We start from the raw sequence: 22695 nt of genomic DNA, 5'->3' as shown, positions 1-22695 counted from the left end.
TAATTATCAGTCTCGCCCTAAGGCAGATTAAACGCTCTGACCAGGAAGACCGCCATTTGCGCACGGGTGACTGAGTCATTGGGACAGTAGTTGCTGTTGCCACAACCGGCAGTGATGCCATCGGCCACCAGTTGCTTGATGAAGGCCGCGCCAAAAGCATCAGTGGCGACATCGTTGAAGCCAGTGCTGACTCCCACGGCGGGCGGAGTGTAACTTGAACCGTTCCTGGCTTTCAAAAGGAAGATCGCCATCTGCGCGCGGGTGACGACACTGTCAGGACAGTAGTTGCCATTGCCACATCCACTGGTGACACCTTCGGCAGCCAGTTGTTTGATCCAGGCTGCGGCCCAGTAATCGGTAGCCACGTCGCCGAAGCCGGTGCTGACTCCCACGGCGGGCGGGGTGTAGCTTGAACCGTGCATACCCTTCAATAGAAAGACCGCCATTTGCGCACGGGTGACGGTGGCATCGGGGCAGTAGATGCCCGTGCCGCAGCCGCCGGTCACGCCGGCTTTGTATAAGCGCTCAATATAGCTATTTGCCCAATAATCAAATGGCACATCATCAAAGACCGGCGACTTGCTGACGGTATAGCTCTCACCCACGGTGAAGCCTCCCGCCAATGGATTACCGGCAGCATCTATGATGCTGTCATCGTCGAGCACATCCAAACGGAGGGTGCCGCTGCCGACACCGGTGTTCACTGCAACAGTGTAACTACTGCCCGAGCCGCTGATTCCGCTGACGGCGGCGGAGGATACGCCGGTTGTTGTCAACGAGAAGTCGGCTGTGTTAACTCCGGTCACTGATTCAGAAAATGTGACGGTGTAATTGACACTGCTTGCACTGGTGGAGTTTGTAGATGCACGCACAGAGGATGTGACGGTGGGCGCAGTTTTTTCGATCGTATAAACTTCGCCGCTGGTATGCCCGGCTGATAATGAATTGGTTCCCGCGTCTACAATGGTGTCGTTATCCAACACATCGAGGCGGATGGTGCCATTGCCGGTGCCGGTGTTAACACTGACCGTGTATGTAGTTTCAAATACATGGTCATTGAAAACTACAAGAGATGCACCAGTAACTCCACTGGTAATTAAATCAAAGTCGGTAGTATCTACACCGTTGACCGCCTCAGAAAAGGTGACAAGGAAGTCTACGCTGGATGCGCCTGTGGGATTGGCAGATGCGCGTGTTACAGAAGAAACTGTGGGTGGAAGATCCAACCCAAACACGGCTAATTTATCGGCAGCTTTTAACTGGGTGCCGTTGTTATTTACATCTAGAAAATCTCCGCCCACCCACAAGTCATTTTGAATGACAGCCAGAGCATATACAAATGAATTCAATGCGCCATTGCCGGCGCCGTTACTGCCAAGGGCCGACCAGCTTGAGCCGTTCCATTTGGCGACGTAATCTGCGGTGGGTATGGGAATGCCGCCATTTGATACGTTATATAAATAACCGCCGACATAAACATTCGCGCCATCTACGGCAATGGAATAAACAGTTGTGTTTATAGAATTATTACCCAAAGCAGACCAGGTTTGCGTGCCGCTGTTCCATGCCACGATGTTATTAGCGCCGGCAATACCATTGGCGCTGGAGAAATTGCCACCCGCGTATAAATTTCCACCGGCATATGTAAGCGCATAAACGGGGCCATCAAAGGCTGAGTTAGTGCCGGGAATTGCAGACCAGGCAAAACCATTCCATTGGGCAAGATATGGGGCGTTTACTTTTACGGCGTTGGATGTATCTTTAACCGAGGTGAATGCACCTCCAACATATACAGTGGTGCCATTAAGTGCAATGGCATTCACGGCGCCGCCAACCAATGCGCAACCCTGAGCCATTGCCGGCCAGCGCAGACCATGCGCTGCCGTTCCACATGGCAATATAATCTGCTTCAGGAATTGAGTTTGCATCTGTAAAACCTCCGCCGGCATATAGATTGTGACTTGAATCTACGGCAAGGACAAGTACACTACCCGTGGAGATGCCTGCTCCAAGCGCAGACCAGGTTTCGGTCAACGTGTCCCATTTGGCGATGCGGTTTGCAGAAACAGATACGCCTTCATTGTAGATAGTAGTAAAATAGCCGGCTACATATAGGTCGGTGCCATCGACTGCAATGGCAGTCACAGAATTATTGATTGAGCCATAGGTCTGAGCTACATTGCCGACCGGATTCCAGGCAGAACCATCCCAGCGGATCAAGTAGTCCATGCGGGGGTCACGATTTGCGTCTTGAAAACTCCCCGCCACATATACATCTGTGCCGATGGCCGCAATTGCATTGATCGAGCTGATTGATGAGAAAACGCCGTTGTCAATGCCGTATGCAGACCAGGCTTGGGTGGTGATATTCATGCTGGCAAAATAATCTGCATTGGGCTGTATGGCGCCGTTATCATTGAAACCGGTTTGATACCCACCCACGTACAACTCATCTACAGATAACGCAAGACTAAAAATCCCATCTGAAGAAGACATGATCAAAGGGCTGCCACTGGAACCATCATCATCCACAACATCCCATTCTCCGGTGACGGTGTTATATTTTGCCAAATGTTTACCTGCCGCCAGGCTTGGGTCTGACATACTGAATGCGCCGCCTACATATAGGATGCCTGATCTTAGTATCATGGTGCGTACACTGGGATTGGATATGCCCGAATTACCAAGCGCGCCATCTCCAGCATACTCACCCAGAGCCAACCAGGCGGAGCCATTCCATTTGGCAATTCGATCGGCTTCGGGGATTGCGTCTACATTTGTAAAAGAACCGCCCACGTATATTTCAGTGGATGAATTGACAAGAATGGAATCAACAAATCCGTTGGGAATACCGTTCGCCAATGCCAACCAGGCGGAACCATTCCATTTGGCAATTCTATCGGCATTTACATTACCATCTGCATCTGTAAAGAAGCCGCTAACATAAACATCGCCATTCGATGAATCCACCGCAAGACCATAAACAGTATTTTTTAATGAACCATCCCCTGCCCCATCATTATCCAGGCTTGACCAGGTGTTGGCGTTGGTGTTGTAACTAGCGACATAGTCTGCTTCTGCGATTCCATTCAGGTTGGTAAAATTACCGCCAACATAAATAAGATCATTATAGAAGGCAATTTCATAAACCGAATTGCCTCCCGTCAACGAGGTCAAACTCCCCACCGCCGACCAGGTAGCGCCATCCCATTTGGCAAGGTTGCCAGCGACAATCACATTAGACGTATTTTTTACGCCCAAGTAACTTCCTCCCATGTAAAGAATCCCATTTGAGAAAGCCAGGACATTAACCCCGTTGCCGCCTTCGATAGCACCATCACCAGCGCCGTTGCTGGAGAGCGCGTTCCATTGCGAACCATCCCAGCGCGCAACATAGTCGGCTTCGGGAATACTATCCAGATCGAGGAAAGCGCCGCCCACGTAAACATCTGAGCCATTTACAACCACACTGTAAACAACATCTGTGAATGCGCCGGCAGAGCCAACAGCGCTCCAGTTATCTTCTGCTGCTATGGGCGAAAAAACAGGCCCGTGCGCCGGGTCTAGCTGCACATCCCAGCCTTCGATGTCGAAAGAACCGCTGAAATTTTTATCCAGATTTAAAGGTACCATCCGGGTTGAGATAGGATTCAGGCGCAAGACCTTTGCTGGTGACAGTCTGTGCGGGTGTTTGGCAAAGACCGGCTACTGCGCCGGCGTTACCGCCAAAACACCTGCGATAAGACTTAACAACACAACTAATCGTAAAAAAGTATTCATTGTTTTCATTTTTAATTTTTTTCCTTTTTAATAAATAAACCTAATGGATTAAATCTCCAACCGAATGAACAGTTTACATCCTTTCTTATTGAGTTTGTTGACAGTTTGTTGACAAAATAAAATCGTGTAGAATCAACTGCATGGCAAAACCACGCACCGCCCTTGAACCTGTCACCACGGCCAGCCTTGGCGAATTGTTACGTTATTTTCGCGAACGTGCCAACCTATCGCAGCGCGAACTGGCGCAAAAGGTCGGCTATCACTACAGCTATATCAGCCGACTTGAGAAAAACGAACGCGCCTTAAGTGAGTCTGCATTACGAAAGTTATTTATCCCTGCCTTAAAACTGGAACATGACCCCAAAGCCACAACACGGCTGCTCGAACTCGCAACCAGCATAAATCTATCAGCGGCGATCACTGACGCAGATTTGCAACCCGCTTCAAGCCCCGCCCGAAGCGCGGGGCTTCCAGTCAGCCTCACGCCGCTGCTGGGGCGCGAGGCTGAATCTGCAAGTCTATTCAATATCCTATTAAATGAAGGAACGCGCCTCGTAACGTTGATCGGAGCGCCCGGGGTTGGCAAAACCCGTCTGGCGCTGCATGTTGCCGAACAACTCGCATCAAATTTTTCTGACGGCGTAATTTTTGTAGACCTGATGCCAGTGCTTGAAACAGATCAGGTACTGCCCACCCTCGCAGCGGCATTAGACACACAAGAAAACAATTTACCCGCTATCTTAAGCCAGCGCAGCCAGCTGATCGTGATCGATAATTTTGAACAGGTATTGGAATCTGCCCCACAACTCCTGCCCCTGCTCAATGCCCCGAAGATAAAGATCCTCACCACCAGCCGTGAAGCGTTGCGTTTGCGCGGCGAACAAGAGTTTCCACTCGCGCCTCTGCCCGTGCCCGATGAAAAAACAAATCCATCCGCGCTGGATTTCGCCTCTGTGCAATTATTTCTGCAAAGGGCACAATCTGCCAAACCAGATTTTCAACTGGAAGGAGAAGACGTTTCACGCGCCGCCGAAATCTGCCGCCGTTTAGACGGTTTACCTTTGGCGATAGAATTAGCCGCTGCGCGCATCCGCAGCTTAAGCCTGACCGCCATGCTCAAACAATTTGACAGGCGCTTCGAGTGGCTCACACACGGCGGACGCGATCTGCCTGTATGGCGGCAAACGCTGTGGGGCGCAATCGAGTGGAGTTACACCCTGCTCAGCGGACAGGAACGCGCCCTGTTCACCCGCCTTTCTGTTTTCGCGGGCGGCTGGAACCTTGAAGCTGCCGAGGAAATTTGCAGTGACGAACTACTTTGTACCCCCTCAGATATTCTCAATCTGCTCATCCAGTTAATAGACAAATCACTGATCACAGTCGATGCGCAGACCGGGCGCTATCACTTCCTTGAAACCTTGCGTGAATTTGCATTTGAAAACTTAAAAGATGGCAACGACCTTGAGCCAATACGACAGCGACATGCCGTATATTACATAAAATCATACAGACTGCCGAACCCTACTAAAACAGGGCGGAGATCACAATGAACTGGTTGAATCAAATAGAAGCCGAACACAACAACCTGCGTGCAGCCCTAACATGGAGCATGGAATCTTCCACACGCACCGCCATCGCAGGAGATCTTGTTTTATCCCTCACCAATTTCTGGATGATGCGCAGTTATTTTACAGAAGCCCGGCGCTGGTTAAATAAGATCCTTATACTCGACCCCGCGCCAACAATAATCCGCGCCCGTTTGCTGCGCAGTGCAAGTGATTATTTCAGAATACAAGGTGACTATGAAAAAGCGGCCGCTCTTGAAGAAGAGGGATTCACGATCTCCAAAGCATTGAATTACGAAACCGGCATCTACGCAGCAATGGACGGGCTCGCCATATTGGCGGGCATCAAAAAAGAGTACGCGCGTACAGTTGAATTACTGGAACAAGTCCTCATCTATCGGCGGCAAACAAATGATGCGTTGCGCCTTACACCAACCTTAAACAATCTCGCCACCGCGCAGCGTAGAGCAGGCAATCTTGAACGTGCCAGGGAACTATACACCGAAGCGATTTCGATCAATCAGGCAAACGGAAACCTGATGTCACTTGGGCACGCTTTGAACGGCCTGTCTGAAGTCTATTTGGAATTAAAAGAATATACCCATGCCATTGAGTTACAACGCAGAAGTCTTGTCACCCGTTATCAACTTGGTGATATCAAAGGAGTCGCTTTTTCTCTGGGTGCGCTCGCTATTTCCAATTATCGGCTTGGTCATATTGTGCTGGCAGTACAATTGGAAAGCATCGGCCAGAAGATCCGCAAAGAGACGGGAGCAGGTATGTCTCCCGCGGCAAGTGTAGAGAATAAAGATTTTCGAAAACAGCTGCAAGCGAAACTTGGCATAGATGCTTTTGAAGAAGCCTGGTCCAGCGGGCAAAACCTTTCGGTCGAGCAGGCAGTGGAACTGGCTACAGAAAGTTAAAACAATCAGAGCCGTGAGAAAAATCTCACGGCTCTGATTTAACTTATAGACTGATCGTCAATTCATTTCTACGGCAGATTAAATGTCTTGACAAGAAAGACCGCCATCTGCGCGCGGGTCACATCTGAATCGGGGCAGTAGTTGCTATTGCCACAGCCGCTGGTGATGCCATCGGTGACCAATTGCTTGATGAACGGGGCTGCCCAATAATTGACAGCCACATCGTTGAAGCCGGTGCTGATTCCCACCGCGGGCGGAACATAACTGGAACCGTTTTTGGCTTTCAGCAAAAACACCGCCATTTGCGCACGGGTAACTGTACTATCGGGACAGTAGATTCCAGCACCGCATCCGCTGGTGATGCCTTCGGCGGCCAGTTGTTTGATCCATGCGGCAGCCCAATGAGTGGTGGCTACGTCACCGAAACCGGTGCTGGCTCCCACGGCAGGCGGACTAAAGCTTGAGCCGTGCATGCTCTTCAATAAGAAGACGGCCATTTGTGCGCGGGTGACGGTGCTGTCGGGGCAGTAATTCAACGGGACCGCTGAACAGCCGCCGGTGATGCCGGCTTTGGCGAGGCGCTCAATGTAACTATTTGCCCAATAGTCAAATGGGACATCCTCAAAGACCGGCGACTTGCTGACTATGTAGCTTTCACCCGTTGTAAAGCCGGCCGCCAATGGATTAAGGGCTGCATCTTTGATGCTGTCATCATCGAGCACATTTAAACGGATGGTGCCGCTGCCGACGCCGGTGTTGACACTCACAGTGTAGCTGCTGCCCGTGCCACTGACTCCGCTGACGGCGGCGGAAGTTACGCCGGTGGTCGTCAGCGAGAAATCGGTCTCATCCACGCCAGTTACTGATTCTGAAAAAGTGACGGTGAAATCTACGCTGACTGCTCCTGTAGGAGTGGCGGAGGCGCGTGTTACAGAAGAAACTGTGGGCGGAATATCCAAGCCAAAGACGGCGAGTTTATCGGCAGCTTTTAACCGCGTGCCGTTGTTATTTACATCTAGAAAATCTCCGCCCACCCACAAGTCATTTTGAATGACAGCCAGAGCAGATACAGTTGAATTCAACGCGCCATTGCCAGCGCCATTACTGCCGAGGGCCGACCAACTTGACCCGTTCCATTTGGCAACGTAATCAGCAGTGGGAATGCTCGCCGCATTCGTAAAAATGCCACCGGCATAAACATTTGCGCCGTCGACTGCAATGGAAGTAACATAAGAGCCAAAGGGGTTATTGCCCATGGCCGACCAGATTTGCGTGCCGCTGTTCCAGACTGCAATGACATTGGCTCCGACAACACCATTGGCGCTCGAGAAATTGCCGCCCGCGTACAAATTGCCGTCCGCGTATGTCAGCGCTCGGACAGTACTATTAAAGGGTGATGTAGTACCGGGAATCGCAGACCAAACCGAACCATTCCACTGGGCAAGGTACGCGTGACATTGGATATGGCTGTATCAGATGTATCTTTGACCGAGGTAAATACACCGCCAACATAGACCGTGGTGCCATTAAGCGCAATGGCATTCACAGCGCCATTCAATGCACCTGCTCCGGCGCCATTGCCCGCCAACGCAGACCAGGCGCTGCCGTTCCACTTGGCAATATAATCTGCTTCGGCGATTGCGTTTACATCTGTAAAATCTCCGCCGGCATATACATTATGACTTGAATCTACAGCAAGAGCATTTACGCTATTGTTGGGGATGCCCGCTCCAAGCGCAGACCAGGTGTTGGTCAATGTATCCCATTTGGCGATGCGGCTTGTGCCGGGAAGAACATCAACTACAGTAAAAATACCGCCTACATACAGGTCGGTACCATCCACAGCGAGGGCATACACACGATTGTAGATTGAGCCATTGGTTTGGTTTAGATTGCCGACTGGGTTCCAGTTAGCACCATCCCAGCGGATCAGGTAATCCATACGGGGTCGCGATTTGCATCTTGAAAATAGCCCGCCACATATACATCTGTACCGATCGCCGCGATCGCAGTGATCGGGTTCCTTTGGAAAACGCCATTGTCAATACCATATGCAGACCAAGCTTGAGTGGTGGTATTCATACTGGCAAAATAATCTGCATTAGGTTGTATAGTGCCATTGTCATTTACACTTATTATGTAACCGCCTATATATAATTCATTTACTGATAATGCAAGGCTAAGAATCCCCGCCGTGGAAGACATTGTTAAAGGGCTTCCACCGGAACCATCATCATCTACAACATCCCAGTCTCCCGTGCCGGTAGCGTATTGTGCCAAATATTTACCAGCCGCCAAACTGGGGTCTGACATATTGAATGCGCCGCCCACATACAAAGTACCCGAGTTGAGCAGCATGGAACGAACACCCGCACTGAATATGCCACTACCGTTAAGCGCGCCGTTTGCAGAATACGAACCCAAAGCCGACCAGGCGGAGCCATCCCATTTGGCGATGTAATCTGCTTCTGCGATTGCATTTACATTTGTAAAAGTACCGCCTACATATATTTCAGTGGATGAATTGACAAGAATGGAATATGCAGAGTTATTAATCCGTTTCCTAAGGCAGACCAGGCTGATCCATTCCATTTGGCAATTCGGTCTGCTTCGTTGATGCCATCTGCATCTGTAAAGAGACCGCCTACATAAAGATCACCATTCGACGAATCGACTGCAAGAGCAAAAACAAGGGAGTGTATAGAACCAACGCCCACACCATTATCGCCCAGGCTTGACCAGGTGGTGGTCGTGGTGTTGTAGCGAGCAATATAGTCTGCTTCGGCGATCCCATTTAAGTTGGTAAACCCGCCGCCAACATAAATAAGATCATTATAGAAGGCAATTTCATATACTGGGTTATTTCCTGCTAATGTGGTCAGTCCGCCTACCGCCGACCAGGCGTTTCCATCCCATTGGGCAAGGTTGACAGCGACACTCACGGCAGACGTATTCTTTACGGTTAAAAAAGTTCCGCCAACATAGAGGATGCCATTTGAGAAAGCCAGAGCATCAACCTGATTGCCAGCGAGAGCGCCATCGCCAGAGCCGTCACTGGAAAGCGCATTCCATTGCGTGCCATCCCAGCGCGCAATATGATCCCGCTTCGGGAATACTATCCAGATCGCGGAAACGCGCCCACGTACACATCTGGCGGCCCATGTGCCGGATCTAATTGCACATCCCAGCCTTCGATGTCGAAAGAACCGCTGAAATTTTTATCCAGATTTAAAGTGCCATCCGGGTTGAGGTAGGCTTCAGGCGAAACGCCTTTGCTGGTTACAGTCTGTGCGGGTGTTGCGGCGAGAGCCGGCTGGGTCGGCGTCACCGCTAATGCGCCCAAGACCAAGCTTAATAATACAACGAACCGCAATAAAATATTCATCATTTTCATTTTAAATTTTTCCTTTTTAATAAATAAACCTATTGGATCACACTCGCCCAATGAAAGGCCAAGTTTACATCCATTTTTATTAAGTTTGTTGCCAGTTTGTTGAAAAAATAAAATCGTGTAGGAATCAACTGCATGGCAAAACCACGCACCACTCTTGAACCTGTCATCACGGCCAGCCTTGGCGAAATGCTGCGTTATTTTCGCGAACGCGCCAACCTATTGCAACGCGAACTGGCGCAAAAAGTGGGCTACCACTACAGCTACATCAGCCGGCTTGAAAAAAACAAACTCGTATTAGCAGAAGTCTTTCCATCCGTCATCAACTTGGCGATGTCAAAGGCGTCGCTTCTTCCCTGGGCGCGCTTGCCATTTCCATGTATCATCTTGGTCATATTGCGCTCGCAGCACAACTGGAAAGCGCCAGCCAAAAAATCCGCGGCGAACTCAGGGCGATCTGCCATACGCGCAGAAAATGAAAATTTTCTTAACCAATTAAAAAATAAACTTGGCGCAGACGCTTTTAAAGAGGCCTGGTCAAGCGGGCAAGCTCTTTCAACAGAGCAGGCAGCGGAACTGGCTATCAAAAGTTTAAAAAAAAAATGCCGTGAGAATTTTACTCACGGCATTTTTGTTTAATAAGCGTATTAAAATCGCTTCTTACGGCAGACTAAAAGGTCTTAACGAGGAAGACCGCCATCTGTGCACGTGTCACATCCGAATCGGGACAGTAAACTCCTGAGCCGCAGCCGCTGGTGATGCTGTCGGCGACCAGTTGATTGATGAACGGAGCCGCCCAATAATTGACTGCCACATCATTGAAGCCGGTGCTGCCACCCACCGCGGGCGGAACATAACTGGATCCGTTCTTGGCTTTCAGCAAAAACACTGCCATTTGTGCGCGGGTAACTGTACTATGAGGACAGTAGATTCCGGCGCCGCATCCGCTGGTGATGCCTTCGGCGGCCAGTTGTTTGATCCATGCGGCAGCCCAGTAATCAGCGGCGACATCGTCGAAGCCGGTGTTGCCATTCACAGCAGGCGGCGTGTAGCTTGAACCATGAATCCCTTTCAACAGAAAGATCGCCATTTGTGCGCGGGTCACTGTGCTATCAGGGCAATAAGTAAGCGGTGTTACCAAACACCCACTCGTAATGGCGGCGCCATACAAGCGTTCAATATATCCGTAAGCCCAGTAACTTTCAGGCACATCTACAAATGTGGGACTATCTTTGAAGAGCGTAACCATATTATCCGCGGGACGGTTGACCAACAACTGAAGATTGACATCATCGTACCAAACATCCATACCAGGACCGCCCAAGGGATTGGTTCCAAGCACGCTATTGGCTGTCGTAATCAGGCCAACGGTCGGCGTGCCTGAATTCCTGCTTATAGTGATCGCCCCAGAATCTTTGACTGTGCCTTTATCCCAATAAGGACTTAAGACGACATAGTCATTGTCGGTGAGAGAAGCCGCGTAATACGCAAGCCCGGTATTTTCTCCGTTTTCATAAACCCCATCATAGCCAACGTAATCATCAACATGAGTACCCACCAGACTGTTGGATGCTGAAATTACACCAACAATCCCTGTGGAGCCATTGCCCCAGGTGGCGGCGCCGGCATTTTCCACTGCGCCGTTATCCCAGTCGGGGCTTAACACCACATAATTTCCGTTCGAGAGTGTTTCAATGTCGCTTCCGACCTGATCAGTAAGTGTAGAACCGACCAGACTATTCGCTGTTGAAACCACGCCGGTCACACCTGTTGTTCCACTACCCCAGGTGACAGAGCCAGCATCTACCACTGCGCCATTATCCCAATCAACACTCGTCACCACATAATTGCCGTTCGGTAGTACCACGACTTTACGACCAAGATAGTCATAATCTGTGGAGCCGACCAGGCTGTTAGCCGCTGAGACAATACCCGTTGTGCCGCTGACGCCATTTCCCAAAGTGACCGCACCAGCATCCACCGCAGCGCCATTATCCCAGACGTCACTGCCCACTACATAATTACCATTAGTCAACGCGTATACATAGTTCCCCACATAATCAGCTGACGTAGAACCGATCAAACTATTCCCCGCAGTAACTGTGCCCGATGTGCTGCCCGACCCATCAACCCAGGTGGCCGCCCCCACACCATTCCAATTGCCGCTCCTAACGACATAATTGCCATTGGTTAACGCAACTGCGCTGCCACCGACATAGTCATATGCCGAAGGGCCGATCAGACTATTGGATGCTGAGACAGCGCCAACGTTACCGGTGGAACCGTTGCCCCAAGTAGCCGCGCCGACGTTTACCAGCGCGCCATTATCCCACTGGGAGCTGGTCACTACATAATGATCATTGGTCAGCGCTTCGACTCTCTCTCCAACCCCATCCTCGGCAGTAGTGCCGTATAGACTGTTGGCTGTCGAAACGGGTCCTGTAATTCCTGATAGCCCATTACCCCAGGTGGCGGCTCCAGCATTTACGATTGCGCCGTTATCCCAATAACGGTTACCAACTACATAATTGCCGTTGTCCAGCGCCGTTACAACATCACCAATTCGATCATCCTCTGTCGAACCGACCAAACTATTGGCCGCGGATGTAAAACCGCTGACACCACTGGTGCCACTGCCCCAAGTAACCGCGCCGGCATCTACAATACTGCCGTTATCCCATATAGGGCTGGAGACCACATAGTTACTATTGGCGAGCTGCACGACACCGATAAAGCCAATCTGATCATTCGCAGTGGATCCCACCAGACTATTGACCGCTGAGACCGCTCCCACTGTACCGACTGAGCCATTGCCCCAAGTGACCGCTCCAACATTTATGGCTACGCCATCCCAACCGGGGCTTTTTACTATGTAATTACCATTTTCCAATGGCATGACTCCATAAGAGCCAACCTCATCATTTGCTGTAGAACCGATCAAACTGTTTGATGCAGACACCGCCCCACTCACGCCGCTAATGCCGCTGCCCCAGGTGACAGCCCCGGCACCGTTGTTCCAACAATTGCTTTGCACAACATAATTACCATTCGACAATCCTATAACCCCATTACAACCGACATAATCATTCGGTGAAGAACCAACCAGGCTATTGGCAGACGAGACTACGCCAGAGATTCCGGTCGCCTGGTTAAGCAAAGTAACGGCGCCAGCACCATTATTCCAATCTGAGCTGATCACCACATAATTGCCATTTTGCAAAACCACCAGACCATCAGATCCGACCCTATCATTTGCGATGGAACCGGTCAGGACACTGATCAATGCATGGGTAGTGCCGTTATATAAATAAACAGCCCCAGCATCCGCGATGGAACCGGGGGCATCATAGTGCGGATCTGTTACGACAAAGTTACCATTGGGTAAGGTGACCACATCATCGCCAAAATATCCGCTGTGTAAAGGACCGTCAATATCAATTTGAACAGTGGCCGCCTGCACAGTCTCTGCACCACCAAACAGGGAAACCAACAGCGCTAAAAGGGAAAAAATATTAAGAACGAGGCGGGTACGAGATTTCATAAATGTATTTCTCCTTGTTATTATTTTTGATATACAAAACCAAACACTCTCGAAAAAACCCCGCCCTTCTTGATTGTGGTATTTTACATCTAATTTATCTGATTTGCAGGCAAAATAAATTTGTATTTTTTGAAGCATTGTCCGTAAAGTCGTTTTTCGCAATCAAGTTTATATTTAGTTGCCAACGTCTATTGTTTTGGGTCTCAGGCAACAAAAAAAGACCCACAGATATTTTCTGTGAGTCTTTTTTGTGTAACTTTTCTTCCTACGGCAGATTGAAGGTCCTCACCAAAAAGATCGCCATTTGTGCGCGGGTCACATCTGAATCGGGGCAGTAGACACCTGCACCACAGCCGGAGGTAATGCCATCTGTAACCAACTGTTTGATAAAGGCGGCTGCCCAATAATCAATGGCGACATCGCTGAAGCCAGTGCTGGCTCCCACGGCGGGCGGACTATAGCTGGAGCCGTTCTTAGCTTTCAAAAGGAAGATTGCTATTTCCGCGCGGGTGACTGCGGCATCTGGGCAATAATTCCCGGCACCGCAACCGCTGGTGATGCCTTCGGCTGCCAGTTGTTTGATCCACGCGGCGGCCCAATGAGTGGCGGCCACGTCACCGAAGCCGGTGCTGGCTCCCACGGCGGGCGGAGTATAGCTTGCGCCGTGCATACCTTTCAATAAGAAGACAGCCATCTGATCACGGGTGACGGTATTATCGGGGCAGTAAATCCCTGCTCCACAGCCTGCTGTAATACCAGAGGCGAACAATTTCTCAATGTAGGAGAATGCCCAATGATTCGTGGGAACATCGCTAAATGTCGGACCTGTACTTGTCCACTTGGCGTAGAGGGTAACATCGGCATCAAAGGGATAGGTCGCGCCGTCGGCATAGGATGTGCCCGAGCCATTGGCAGCCGTGTTCCATCCGGCGAAGGTGTAGCTTGCCCGCGTGAAGGTATTGGCCGTCAGCGCAGTCGCGGAAATGGCTTCCTGAGGTGACATGCTGCCCGAGCCGCCATTGACGTCAAAAGTGGCTGTAAAGGCAGGCAGTAATTTGGAAACGAAGATGTCTCTTGCCCCCGAGGCAGAGGTCAGGTTGAGAGTTCCCACACCGGGGTCGAAGTCGACTGTATAGGAGAAGGAGCCTGTAGTGTAGACATACCCACTGCCATCCACAGCGATGCCTTTCCCCAAATCAAGGTCCGCTCCGCCTATGCTCTCAGCCCAAATGAAGTTTCCATTATTGTCCAACTTGGAGATGAAGATGTCGCCACCTCTCGAGGTGAGGTTGGTCGTCCCTGCGCCGGGATCGAAATCGGCTGTGTCTAGGAAAAACCCTGTGGTGTATACATTCCCGCTGCTATCCACGGCCATGTCGTACATAGGATCATTAGACGCCCCGCCCATGTTTTTTGCCCAGACGAAGCCCCCGTTGGAATCCAACTTGGAGACGAAGATGTCAGTCCCACCCGCCGAGGTTAGTTCGGCATTGCCCGCGCCGGGATCGAAATCGGCTGTGTCCCAGAATCCGCCCGCGGTATAGACATATCCGTTGCTATCCAAGGCAATGCCGTTCCCTCCATCTGAACCACTCCCGCCCATGTTTTTTGCCCAGACGAAGTTCCCGCTCGAATCCAGCTTGGAGACGAAGATGTCATTACTTCCCGCTGGGGTCAGGTCTGCAGTCCCTGCGCCGGGGTCGAAGTCTGCTGTGCCTCCGAAATACCCAGTGGTGTACACATTCCCACTACCGTCCACGGCGATGTCGCCCGCTACATCTGCACTACTCCCGCCCAAGCGTTTTGCCCAGACGAAGCTCCCGCTGGAATCCAGCTTGGAGACAAAGATATCATCTAGTCCGGCAGAGATCAGGTTGGTCGTCCCCGCCCCAGGGTCGAAGTCGACTGTGCCTCTGAAGCTCCCAGTGGTGTATACATTCCCGTCGCCATCCACGGCGATGCCGTACCCATAATCATAATCCGACCCGCCCATCCTTTTTGCCCAGACGAAGTCTCCATTGGCATCCAGCTTGGAGACAAAGATATCATCTAGTCCCGCAGAGATCAGGTTGGTCGTCCCCGCGCCGGGGTCGAAGTCGCCTGTGCCTCGGAGGCGTCCCGTGGTGTAAACATTCCCGCTACCGTCCACAGCGATGGCGTACCCATTATCAATATCTGACCCGCCCATCCTTTTTGCCCAGACAAAGTTTCCGCTCGAATCCAGCTTGGAGACGAAGGTGTCATTAGATCCCGCCGAGGTCAGGTCGGCAGTCCCTGCGCCGGGGTCAAAGTCTACTGTGCCTGTGAAACTCCCAGTGGTGTACACATTTCCACTACCGTCCACGGCGATGTCATCCCCTTCTTCAGTACTACTCGCGCCCATGCTTTTTGCCCAGACATTAATCGCACCTGACGCCTGAGCCGGGCGGATGCCCAGACTGCTGAAGGTCAGCGCGAGCAGAGCCACAAAAACAAACAATTTATTTTTGAATGAATGTTTCATTTTATTTTTTCCTTTTTGAATGTTTCAAATATTGAGTCTGTACAAATTAACCAAATAGAAACAACAGAAGTAGATTTGGGTCAAGTCACCTCACGAATACGAATGTTGATATTTCCGATATTCTATGGGCAAATACGAAATCTGTGACTGTCGTTCAACGACAGTCTGGCGATACCTGTCAAAAGTGCAATTTGATCTTGTCTGGACGACAAAAATAACAAAATCCGTGAGACCAGCGTCTCACGGATTTTGTTTATGAACTTACCACTGTATTCCCAAACCCTAAAGGTCTCATTTCCCTTCGTGATTTTGAACTTTTCAAAAAAGACCTTTAGGGTTTTTATAAGAAAAATGTACGGTAGGGAGTTATGAAATTACATTTTCTTTCTACGGCAAATTAGAGGCCTTGACGATAAAGATCGCCATCTGGGCGCGGGTTACATCAGAGTCGGGGCAGTAGTTACCGCCGCCACAGCCGGAGGTAATGCCATCGGCCACGAGCTGTTTGATGAAGGCGGCGGCCCAGTAATTAGTGGCCACATCGCTGAAGCCGGTGCTGGCTCCCACCGCGGGCGGACTATAGCTGAGCCGTTCTTAGCTTTTAAAAGGAAGATTGCTATTTGCGCACGGGTGACTGCGGCATCTGGGCAATAGTTTCCACCGCCACAGCCGCTGGTGATGCCTTCGGCTGCCAGTTGTTTGATCCACGCGGCGGCCCAATGAGTGGCGGCCACGTCACCGAAGCCGGTGCTGGCTCCCACGGCGGGCGGAGTATAGCCTGCGCCGTGCATACCTTTCAATAAGAAGACAGCCATCTGGTCACGAGTGACAGAATTATCAGGGCAGTAAATCCCTGCTCCACAGCCGCTAGTGATGCCAGAGGCGAACAATTTCCCAATGTAGGAAAATGCCCAGTGATTTGTGGGAACATCGCTAAATATCGGACCTGTAATCGTCCACTGGGCGTAGAGGATAACATCGGCATCAAAGGGATAGGTCGCGCCGTTGGCATAGGATGTGCCCGAGCCATTGGCAACCGTGTTCCAGCCGGCGAAGGTGTGACCGGTGCGCGTGAAGCCGTTGCTTGTCAGCGCTGTGGCGGAGTTGGCGCTCTGTGCGGCGGTGGAGCCGCCAGTGGAGTTATTGCCATTAAAGGTGACGGTGAAGCTCGCCGCCGGCGCTTCATACGAACCAATATCGCAGTGCGCTCCGTAGATATTATCGCCATCGATCGGGCGGACTACGCCATTTTGCGAGGTGTTTAATACGGGGGATGCTGCGCAAATGGCATTACTGCCGTTGTCAATTGCCACGCTGGGGCTGAGGAGCGGGAAATATGCCGGAGTGCCGGTGAGAGCGCCGAGATTGATCTCTGCGGCTGTTCTTACAACTATCCCCACGCAACTTGAATCGGTAGCCACGCTATCTGAGTTTGCGTTGATTGTGCCAGAGCCAGCGCAATTATTGATGGGCACTAGCGTATTGATGGGCACTAGCGTAGCAAGAATTGTGTTATAGAGTGTCACTGTAGATGTATTATCAGCATAGACGCTACTGCCACCAGTAGTTGCAGTATTGCCGCTGAAGGTGGTATTCGTCACTGTCAATGTGCCGTCGTTGATGATGCCGCCGCCATAGCTTGCTCCATTGCCGCTGAAGGTGCTGTTCGTCACCGTTAGGTTATTACCGGTCACGACGGAGATGCCGCCGCCGAAGGCTGCAGTATTACCGCTGAAGGTGCTGTTCGTCACCTGTGTGGTGGCGGCGCTAGCGTAGATCTGGATGCCCCCACCGGAGCCGGTGGTGCTATTGTCCTTGAAGGTGCTATTCGTAACTGTCAAAGTACCGCCATCGTTGTAGATGCCGCCGCCGTAGCCTGCAGTATTGTTCTGGACTGTGCTATTCGTCACGGTCAATGTGCCAGTGTTGTAGATGCCGCCACCGTTAGAATCAGCCGCATTGCCGTCGACGGTGCTATTCATTACGGTCAATGTGCCAGTGTTGTAGATGCCGCCGCCGAAGGTAGATGAATAGCCGGAGAGAACGGTGCTATTCGTCACGGTCAATGTGCCATCGTTGCGGATGATGCCACCATTAGCGCTGGAACCATCATAAATATAGAGATTATCAAGGAAGGCGGTTACACCGTTATTTACGGTCATTACCCGTACTACAGCATTGCCTTCAATGTCAACAACCTCAGCTGCGAGTTGGCCATTAATGGTTACATTTCTATCGATCACCAAAGGCGAGATAAGTGTAATGATTTGTCCGGCAAGCGCCTCACTGAAATTAATCGTTTCGCCTGGGCAAACATCCACGAGCGCCTGACGCAGAGAACCTGCGCCGCTGTCGTTATTGTTGGTCACGGTGATCGTTGCGCTGGCGCAGACGGGGGCGTCATACGCCGAGGCGGGCGTGACCTGTGCTAACATCAGCGCCAGCAGGGTGAGTAGCATAAAAACTGATTTCTTAAATGAAGATTGCACTTATTTTTTCCTTTTTGAATGTTTCAACTATTGAGTCTGTACAAATTAACCAAACAGAAACGGCAGAAGTAGATTTGGGTCGGGTCACCTCGTGAATATGAATGCTGATAATTCCGATATTCTATGGGCGAATACAGAATCTGTGACTGTCGTTCAACGACAGTCTGGTGATATCTGTCAAAAATGCAAGTTTTTAGAAGTACCCATTCATTTTTCTTCTTATACACACAGACCCAAGAAACTGTTTAATAAGTCTGTTTTTTTGACCACAACCACCAAGGTAATAAGGCACCAAGTCTCAACACTTGCACCGCGCTGCATTTGTTGCAGTGCAGGTGAGACTCAAAGGAAGAAAACTTAGTGGCTTAGTGGCTTCGTGCCTTTGTGCCTTGTGGTGAAGTTATTAAACAGGCTCTTAGGGTCTTGCCTCCCGAGTAGTTACGATCTTTTAGAAGTGGATTGGCGCAAAATTTATCTCCCCCATAAAACAGAATGACGCAGCCTATTTGGCTGCGTCATTCTACAATAGCAATCTACCCGATTTCTGAGTGTATCTTTCTACCCCAACCCCTGCCTGCGCGCCAGCATGATCGCTTCGCGGCTGTTTTGAACTTGCAGGGCATTAAGAATTTGTCCCATATGATAGCGGATGGTACGCTCGCTCAAATGCAGCAGTTGCCCGATTTCTTTATAGATCAAACCCTGCGCGGCATAATCCAAGACTTCATATTGCCGTTCGGTCAATTGTGGCAGCGGAGTGATTGGCGACTGATTTTCAACGGGGGTATTCTTAATCGGGTTCTTTTCAAACTCGGCCAGCACGCGCGCCGCCAGCCCGGGCGAAAGCACGCTTTCGCCGCGCATGATATTTTTAAGCAGGCGATAAAAATCCTTGTCATCCAAATTCTTGAGCAAATAGCCCGAAGCCCCAGCGCGTAAAGCGCCAAATAAAGTTTCGTCATCCGCAGAAACGGTCAGCATTACAATCCGCGCATCCGGGAACTCGGCTTTAATGCGGCGGGTCGCCTCCACGCCATTCAGCTGCGGCATATCCACATCCATCAAGATCAGGTCTGGCAGCAGGGCGCGGGTTTGTTCCAGCGCATCCAATCCATTTTCAGCAATGCCCACAATGTTAATACCGCGCACACTCAGCAAAGTCCGCAGCCCCTCGCGGAAAAGCGAATGATCGTCCACCAAAAGGACGCGCCACGCCGGAGCATTTTCAACACCGGATAAGATCCGCGGCACGACGACGGTTAGGCGGGTGCCGCTCCCAGGCTGACTCTCCGCTGTGAAAGTTCCACTGACACTCGCCGCCCGCTCACGCATGATCTGCAAACCAAAGTGAGCATCGCCCGCCACTGCCAGCGGGTCGAAGCCAGCCCCTTGATCTTCGATCACCACTTGAATATTTTCCGCCTGTGCTTCAATATAAATCCGCGCCAAATTTGTCCCCGCATATTTGCGCACATTGGTCAGCGCCTCTTGAATAATGCGCAGCAGCTGCAGCTCACTCAAAGGCGCCAGTTGCAAATCTGGCAGATCATCCGGCAGATACAGATCCGCTTCAAAGTTGTATTCAATAAATAAACTGTTGAGATAGTCGCTTAAGACGCTGACAAAATCGACGGCGGGCGGCGGCATTTCTGTCTGCTTTTCCACGCGCAGATCGAGAATATAACGGCGGACTGTGCTTTGGCCTTTTTGGGCAACGCTGATCAGCCGCGCCAATTCCACCTGAGCCTGACCGATCTTTTGCTGATCGAGCAGCGCAGAAACCGACTGCGTTTGCACATTAAAGAAGCCCAGCACCTGACCAATATCATCGTGCAGGTCGCGCCCGAGGCGCTCGCGTTCTTCCAGCGCGGCAAGTTTTCTCTTTTGGCTTTCGCTCTGCTTGCGCAAGGTCACGTCCTGAAAGAGCAGCAGCCAACCTGTATGTCTGCCATTTTTCTCATGCAAAAGAGAAACCCTTACAGCATAATCACGCACGGTTTCTTCTATATTTAATGTAATTTCTGTTTGAGATTGATCCTGCAATTGCAGTGAATTCTCGCCGGGGATGATGTTGGATAACGGCTGCCCAATCGCATCCTGCATCCCCGCCGGAAGAAGCGCGCGCGCCGCGGGATTTAAATCCACAACGCGTCCGCTTTTATCCACGATCAACATCGCATCGGTCATGCGTTCCAAAATGATGCTGTGCGCCACAGGTTTCAGGTCAAATAAATGCAGGCGCGATAATCCAAACCAATAGACGAAAGCCGCCGTTGCATTGGCAAGCGGCCCGATGTTGAATCCCGGCAGGGGAGAAAATCTCCAGAGGCTGGTCTGAATCGCCAGAAAAGGAATCGCAACCGCCAGTATCATGACCATAAATTCTTTGAGGTGAACATTTTTCGCGCGATACGCTGTAACCCACAACACGACCGTAGAAATCCCCATACCGTAGACCATGATCTGATGAAGATAGAAAAACGGCCCGTATGTCTGATCTGGTGAGGCAAGCGGGTTTGCAGTATTTAAAACATAATCGTAACGAAACAAGGTGTGATAGGGACTGGTGATTGCCAGAATGCCGGCAATGAGCGTGGCGCTCCACAAGAAACGAAAAACGCCCTGCCAGGCGGGCTTCATCTCTCCGGTATATTCCAGCCCAAACTTAAGCAGCAAAACGGGCAGCATACTATAAAGTGAGAATTTCAAGTTTAAAAACAGAACTTTTGTGTTCAGGTCTTTTGCCGAGATCTCAAAAAACTGAAACGCCAAAACTCCCACTTCCAACAGGATAATGCTGCTGAGGGTGTTAAGTGTCGGGATGCGGTTTTCGATCTGACGCAAATATAGCCAGAGTCCGGTCAGCAGCACGCTGCCGAGCATAAAGAGAATAACGTAGATTTGATAAAGGTCCAAGAGGGTCTGGTTTTCCGTTTAACTCAAAGGGATGTAATATGTTTGAATACAAATTATGCGTAAGATTGAGTTTACCTGATTTTGTAAAAGCACAAAGAGAGAAACCTGTAAAAAGAAACGGGTAATTTATCATACTCTGGCACACTCTTTAGAACAGAACGTACGCAAGACTAGGAATCCATCCCCTACTCCAAGCGAGTTTCCGCTAATTTCGGACCAACTCGCGGACAAAAAATCATCTTGAGCGAGCTGGCACAAAAAACATGATATATCCCGAATTTAATTTGGGACGCTGACGAGCGCGGATGGATACGAAACAGGACAAAAAATCCGCGTTTTCAGCGTTTCGCTTTGCGTGCGTCCCATTTGCTCTTAAAAAAACGAACTCACCCACGAAACCTTAATTTCGGGGTGAGTCATGTTACTCTACAAAATAAATTTATGCTTACGGTAGATTAAATGCTTTTACGAGAGAGACCGCCATCTGCGCGCGGGTGACTGAATCATTTGGGCAGTAGTTGCTGTTGCCACAACCAGCAGTAATGCCATCTGCTACCAACTGCTTGATGAAGGCCGCAGCAAAGGCATCGGTGGCGACATCGTTGAAGCCGGTACTGACTCCCACGGCGGGCGGACTGTAACTGGAGCCGTTCTTGGCTTTCAGTAAAAAGACTGCCATTTGTGCGCGGGTGACTACGTTATCCGGACAGTAGTTACCGCCGCCACAACCGCCAGTGATGCCTTCGGCGGCCAGTTGTTTGATCCATGCGGCTGCCCAATAATCGGTGGCGACATCACCGAAGCCGGTGCTGGCTCCCACAGCAGGCGGCGCATAGCTTGAGCCGTGAATTCCCTTCAATAGGAAGATTGCCATTTGCGCGCGAGTGACCGAGTTATCGGGACAGTAGATGCCCGTGCCACAGCCGCCGGTGATGCCTGCTGTATATAAACGTTCAATATAACTATTTGCCCAGTAGCTATATGGAACATCGGTAAAAATGGCTGTCTTGCTCACAGTGTAACTTTCACCAACAGTAAAGCCGGCGGACAGTGGATTAAGACCTGAGTCTAGAATGGAGTCATTATCCAATACATCCAGACGGATCGTGCCGCTGCCAACGCCGGTGTTGACGCCAACAGTGTAGACATTGCCTGAGCCGCTGAGTCCGCTAACGGCGGCGGTGGATACGCCGCTTGTCGTCAGGGCGAAATCGGTTAAGTCCACACCGGTCACAGGTTCTGAAAAAGTGACGGTGAAATTCACACTGGTGGAGCTGGTTGGGTTTGTAGATGCACGGGCAGAAGATGTGACTGTGGGGGCGGTAGTATCAGGCGCTTCATACGCGCCGATATCGCACACGGCTGTGTTATTTCCATCACCATCCTGCGGACGAGTAACTCCATTTTGCGAGGTGTTGTTGATGGGCGCGGCGATGCAGGTTGCGTCACTGGCTGTGTCGATGGCGGGGGAACCACTGTTGAGGGGCAGATATGCCGGAGAACCTGTCAGTATGCCGAGGTTTGGGTCTGAACCGATGACGTTGTTGGAACCTCCGTTGGTGAGTCCACAGGCTTCTGCTCCGGTGG

15 protein-coding genes and 2 pseudogenes are annotated in these 22695 nt (G+C 50.8%); 3 read left to right on the top strand and 14 right to left on the bottom strand.

The genetic code is table 11. From position 1 onward, the window contains the following. Positions 1 to 17: 17 nt before the first annotated feature. Positions 18 to 1856, bottom strand: coding sequence for an S-layer homology domain-containing protein (locus IPL71_RS11675; protein WP_345321810.1), 1839 nt, complete (start codon positions 1854 to 1856; stop codon positions 18 to 20). Further along, positions 1804 to 3660: a kelch repeat domain-containing protein gene (locus IPL71_RS11670; protein WP_345321745.1), complete on the bottom strand. Its 1857-nt coding sequence runs from the start codon at positions 3658 to 3660 to the stop codon at positions 1804 to 1806. The genes IPL71_RS11675 and IPL71_RS11670 overlap by 53 nt, the downstream gene beginning before the upstream one ends. A gap of 260 nt (positions 3661 to 3920) precedes the next feature. Between IPL71_RS11670 and IPL71_RS11665 the strand changes: the two genes are divergently transcribed. Together IPL71_RS11665 and IPL71_RS11660 are read left to right on the top strand one after the other, a co-directional pair. Continuing rightward, complete coding sequence (locus IPL71_RS11665) at positions 3921 to 5330, top strand: ATP-binding protein (RefSeq protein ID WP_345321743.1); 1410 nt, start codon at positions 3921 to 3923, stop codon at positions 5328 to 5330. Then, entirely contained in the window at positions 5327 to 6268 is a 942-nt protein-coding gene (locus tag IPL71_RS11660; protein WP_345321741.1) for a tetratricopeptide repeat protein, read from the top strand. Before IPL71_RS11665 ends, IPL71_RS11660 begins: the two co-directional genes overlap by 4 nt. Before the next feature lie 68 nt (positions 6269 to 6336). Here IPL71_RS11660 and IPL71_RS11655 read toward each other — a convergent pair whose 3' ends face one another. The 5 genes from IPL71_RS11655 to IPL71_RS11635 all read right to left on the bottom strand — a co-directional run bounded on the left by IPL71_RS11655 (position 6337) and on the right by IPL71_RS11635 (position 9656). Continuing rightward, positions 6337 to 7617, bottom strand: a complete 1281-nt coding sequence (locus IPL71_RS11655; protein ID WP_345321739.1) for an S-layer homology domain-containing protein — start codon at positions 7615 to 7617, stop codon at positions 6337 to 6339. Between the two features lie 17 nt (positions 7618 to 7634). Further along, positions 7635 to 8210 carry a hypothetical protein gene (locus IPL71_RS11650; RefSeq protein WP_345321737.1) on the bottom strand — a complete coding sequence of 192 codons (576 nt, stop codon included), beginning with the start codon at positions 8208 to 8210 and terminating at the stop codon, positions 7635 to 7637. Beyond that, the gene (locus IPL71_RS11645) at positions 8198 to 8860 is read right to left on the bottom strand and encodes a hypothetical protein (RefSeq protein WP_345321736.1); all 663 of its coding nucleotides are present in this window, start codon (positions 8858 to 8860) and stop codon (positions 8198 to 8200) included. The genes IPL71_RS11650 and IPL71_RS11645 overlap by 13 nt, the downstream gene beginning before the upstream one ends. After that, positions 8770 to 9210: a hypothetical protein gene (locus IPL71_RS11640; protein ID WP_345321734.1), complete on the bottom strand. Its 441-nt coding sequence runs from the start codon at positions 9208 to 9210 to the stop codon at positions 8770 to 8772. Before IPL71_RS11640 ends, IPL71_RS11645 begins: the two co-directional genes overlap by 91 nt. A gap of 173 nt (positions 9211 to 9383) precedes the next feature. Further along, positions 9384 to 9656, bottom strand: a complete 273-nt coding sequence (locus IPL71_RS11635) for a hypothetical protein (RefSeq protein ID WP_345321732.1) — start codon at positions 9654 to 9656, stop codon at positions 9384 to 9386. A gap of 138 nt (positions 9657 to 9794) precedes the next feature. On the opposite strand from IPL71_RS11635, the gene IPL71_RS11630 reads away from it, so the two are divergent. Further along, the gene (locus IPL71_RS11630) at positions 9795 to 10298 is read left to right on the top strand and encodes a helix-turn-helix domain-containing protein (protein ID WP_345321731.1); all 504 of its coding nucleotides are present in this window, start codon (positions 9795 to 9797) and stop codon (positions 10296 to 10298) included. 31 nt (positions 10299 to 10329) lie between these two features. Here the strand turns inward: IPL71_RS11630 and IPL71_RS11625 are convergent, their stop codons facing one another. From IPL71_RS11625 to IPL71_RS11600, 7 genes and pseudogenes are all read right to left on the bottom strand, one after another. Next, positions 10330 to 13200 carry an S-layer homology domain-containing protein gene (locus IPL71_RS11625; protein ID WP_345321729.1) on the bottom strand — a complete coding sequence of 957 codons (2871 nt, stop codon included), beginning with the start codon at positions 13198 to 13200 and terminating at the stop codon, positions 10330 to 10332. 265 nt (positions 13201 to 13465) lie between these two features. Then, complete coding sequence (locus IPL71_RS11620) at positions 13466 to 15703, bottom strand: SBBP repeat-containing protein (RefSeq protein ID WP_345321727.1); 2238 nt, start codon at positions 15701 to 15703, stop codon at positions 13466 to 13468. A 387-nt stretch (positions 15704 to 16090) separates the two neighbouring features. Continuing rightward, positions 16091 to 16201 carry a hypothetical protein gene (locus IPL71_RS25905; RefSeq protein ID WP_514130771.1) on the bottom strand — a complete coding sequence of 37 codons (111 nt, stop codon included), beginning with the start codon at positions 16199 to 16201 and terminating at the stop codon, positions 16091 to 16093. A 128-nt stretch (positions 16202 to 16329) separates the two neighbouring features. Then, positions 16330 to 17865: pseudogene (locus IPL71_RS11615) on the bottom strand (S-layer homology domain-containing protein); the annotation flags it as partial. An 885-nt stretch (positions 17866 to 18750) separates the two neighbouring features. Continuing rightward, positions 18751 to 21108 carry a histidine kinase N-terminal 7TM domain-containing protein gene (locus tag IPL71_RS11610; RefSeq protein WP_345321723.1) on the bottom strand — a complete coding sequence of 786 codons (2358 nt, stop codon included), beginning with the start codon at positions 21106 to 21108 and terminating at the stop codon, positions 18751 to 18753. Between the two features lie 445 nt (positions 21109 to 21553). Further along, the gene (locus tag IPL71_RS11605) at positions 21554 to 22468 is read right to left on the bottom strand and encodes an S-layer homology domain-containing protein (RefSeq protein ID WP_345321722.1); all 915 of its coding nucleotides are present in this window, start codon (positions 22466 to 22468) and stop codon (positions 21554 to 21556) included. A gap of 33 nt (positions 22469 to 22501) precedes the next feature. After that, positions 22502 to 22597: pseudogene (locus IPL71_RS11600) on the bottom strand (hypothetical protein); the annotation flags it as partial. Positions 22598 to 22695 lie beyond the last annotated feature (98 nt).

It is taken from the genome of Candidatus Villigracilis proximus (assembly GCF_016717045.1).
GTDB lineage: Bacteria > Chloroflexota > Anaerolineae > Anaerolineales > Villigracilaceae > Villigracilis > Villigracilis proximus.
This window is presented reverse-complemented; position numbering and strand designations above follow the sequence as displayed.